The sequence below is a fragment of the Photobacterium sp. BZF1 genome, assembly GCF_014349205.1.
Taxonomy (GTDB): Bacteria; Pseudomonadota; Gammaproteobacteria; order Enterobacterales; family Vibrionaceae; genus Photobacterium.
In genome coordinates, this window is sequence record NZ_JACSOF010000270.1 from 1 (window position 1) to 3,071 (window position 3,071).

The window sequence follows — 3,071 nt, forward strand, 5'->3', positions numbered from 1 at the left end:
AGCAGCAAGGTAAAGCCCCAGCACCGACATCAACATAATGGCAAGGAACGAACCAATCACCAGGCCCCGGGTGAGCATCAGCGGAAACCCTTGATGCAGCGGTGACGGCAGCACCATCGGCAAGCGCTCGCGCTTAAATAGGAACGCGTAGATATAAGTCATACAACCTACGAGCAATAGGAACAGAACTCGGGAAGCCTCTGCTTCCTTCTCGCCGGAGACCAACTCAGAGCAATATAAAGCCAGCAAAATAACAATCAAAGGCCAGCGCAGTCGGCGGCTTTCGCGGTGTAGGTAACGGCAAATTTCCGATGGCCAGTTAAGGTGCAAATCTAACACACCATCCTTAGCCGTCAGCCCATGAATCAGTTCCAGTACAAACAACCCCCATGCACTAGCTGTGATCAATGACGGAAGATCACCCGATGTCGGTTGAGGCCATAACCAATAGATCCCAAGCGCAGTCAGCCCATACCATAAAGGCCAGATCACCGCACGGAATAAGGCCAAAGCGAATAGGAAGAGGGTATAACGAAACTTATCTTTAAGTGGATGACCAAACAGCCCTTTGTATTCCGTGCGGCGCTGGTCGCTAAGACGGGTGAGTTTAATCCTGACAAAAACAAACAATAATGAATATGCTGCAATGGAAAGTGCCAGGGTCACCTGTTGCTGCTGGGTGGTACGCTCAAACATAATTTTAAGCGGTGTATGGGCGCCGAACCATACATCCATTTCAAAGCGGGTTAAATTTTTCCATAACGGCAAGTTGCTGCGTATCCACAACTGCTGCTCGCGCAGGAAAGAACGGGCACTGGTTACCTCATCTTTATATTGGATGGTAGCTGCCTGAAGACGACTCAACTCAGTGATCAACTTGTCATATTCAAGTCCCAGCCTGGACAGTAGCTCTTTATGCAGAGCTTTTTGCTTTTGGATGATTGACTGTGACTCTTGGCCTTTTTCGGAGTTACTATTTGATGCCGGCTGGTTTTGCGCCTGTTCATCAAGCATGACATCCGAGCGGAGCTGACTTATCTCGTATTTTCTAATATGGGCATTGGCGATTTGATCGGGAATCACATTCACCCTCACCCGGGTTGGTAGCCGCTGCAGTTGGGCACGGATAGAAGCCCCAAAGGCTGTACTTTCCCTGAGCCAATCCAAGTTATTTCGAATCAATACCTGCTCGTCAGTAAGATTCTGCCTTTCCGCTTGAATACGGTGTATCTCTATTCGGGCATCATCAATGTCGAGCAGAACCTGCTCTAGCTCTTTGGCAAACTCGAGTAGCTTAGCAATATGCTGTTGCTGGGGTATTTCTTGGTCAGACTGTGTGCCTTCAGCACTTCCAAGCTCATCATTGAGCTGCTCAACTTCTACGATCAAGGCTTTGGCAGAACCTTGTTCAATGGCTGTGAGGCGGTTTTGTAACTGGACTTGCAGGGGCGTTGCCAAATCAATTTTCTTTGCTAGTAGCTCTTGTTCCAACTGCAACAACTCACTACGCTCGTCGAGTGTTTGTTGTTCAAGCAGCTTTTTATCCTTCTCTAATTGTAAGGTCTTTGAATTTGCCGCTGCCAGCCACGTTTGTAACTTATCCTCACTATCACTGACGGTTAGCGAAGCTTGCTCTATCTGACTATTTAGGCTGGCAATTTCCTTGGGCAGTGTAATTCTGGAGTCATTGAGTTTCTTACGCTCATCGCCATTCGCCTTTAAAGCCGCCTGCCATTCACTGAGTGAGGCGCTCAACCTGGCCAAGGCTTGGGATAGGTCATCGTAGGATTGCAGTTGTTCTGTCTGGAATACGGGTAATTGACCCGCTTCTTTGATCTTCTTGTTGAGCAGTGTTCGCTGTTCAGGAAACTGGGTTATTAGGGTACGTAATTTATCTTGGTCTTCAGTTAAAGCTGATTGGCTTTTCAAACTCTGCGCCAAGCTTTGATACTGCCCAAGCAGTTTTTCATCCTTGGGGTTCTCGTTGTTCAAGCGCTCGATTTCACTATCGACAAAGTCGATGTTCGGCAGTGTCTCTGCCCCTACCCGCATAGCCAGTAATAATGTTAGCCCCAGAAAAATAAAGAGCCGTCTAACCAAGCATCCCACTCACGCAGCCTCCAAGCACACAGCTAATGTTAAAGTGTAGTCCGCAGCACTACTTAGGGGTTACCAACAATAATAATTTTTTTGAGAGATAAGTGATAACACCATTAATTTTCATTGAACATAACATTCATTAATATTGATTATCTGCCATGATAACCACACAATTTTTTGTGATGCAAATCACAGAATACACATGACAACTACAGACATAATCCATCTCGAGAAATAGAGATTTAAGATCAATATAATGAAGATTTTAGCAATACCTGGAAAAATGCCTGCGACACAAACTTGGCTTGAAAAAATAATAGCGGCTACACCTTGGTCAAACGAAAATATTGATGTACATCGATATAATGCCTGGGATTTCGAGCAAGACTTTAATGTAGATACAGAAATAGAACACCTCCCATCTGGACACTACGATGTGGTTATCACAAAATCAATTGGTACATTAGTCACACTAAAATCTCAGCAAAAAATCAGTTGGGATAGACTTGTATTTATTGGTATTGCGTGGAGTATATACTCAAATATTGAAAAAGAGTTATTACCGGCGTTGAATAACCACGGATTACCCATTCTTATTATTCAAGAGAGTCATGACCCTTTTGGTTCATACCAAGAAATAAATCATGTCCTTTTGAATATGGAACACATTACTTGTAAAGAAGTCACTGGCGAACGCCACCAGTACTCAAATATTCCTCTCATTGGTAAAATAATTAATGATTGGGCTAGCCCTCACTTAGGATAAAGTAAGTCAATCAGGCTAAAAAGAAAAACGAGTAAAATGTGTATTCCAAGTCAAATATGACTTAGACGTATTATCTTTAATGATGATACGTCTTTTTTCATTAAAACATAAAAAAGACGGACCATAAAGGTCCGCCAAATGACAAGAACAGGAATATTCTATCTAGAACGATTAGCTTCGTTATAAAAATAATACCATTTAAATA

Annotated in this window: 2 protein-coding genes; one reads left to right on the forward strand and one right to left on the reverse strand. The window is 43.6% G+C overall.

Going from position 1 to position 3,071, the window contains the following annotated elements; all coding sequences use genetic code 11:
- A partial coding sequence (locus tag BIZ37_RS29780) for a mechanosensitive ion channel protein MscS (protein ID WP_222939897.1) occupies positions 1–2,109 on the reverse strand: 2,109 nt, incomplete at its 3' end.
- A 247-nt stretch (positions 2,110–2,356) separates the two neighbouring features.
- Between BIZ37_RS29780 and BIZ37_RS29785 the strand changes: the two genes are divergently transcribed.
- A complete protein-coding gene (locus BIZ37_RS29785) occupies positions 2,357–2,866 on the forward strand; it encodes a hypothetical protein (RefSeq protein ID WP_187464619.1) in 510 nt (169 codons plus the stop codon).
- Positions 2,867–3,071 lie beyond the last annotated feature (205 nt).

Excerpts from the sequence above, each read along its gene's own strand:
- BIZ37_RS29785 (WP_187464619.1), top strand. The coding sequence starts at position 2,357 with ATGAAGATTTTAGCAATACCTGGAAAAATGCCTGCGACACAAACTTGG.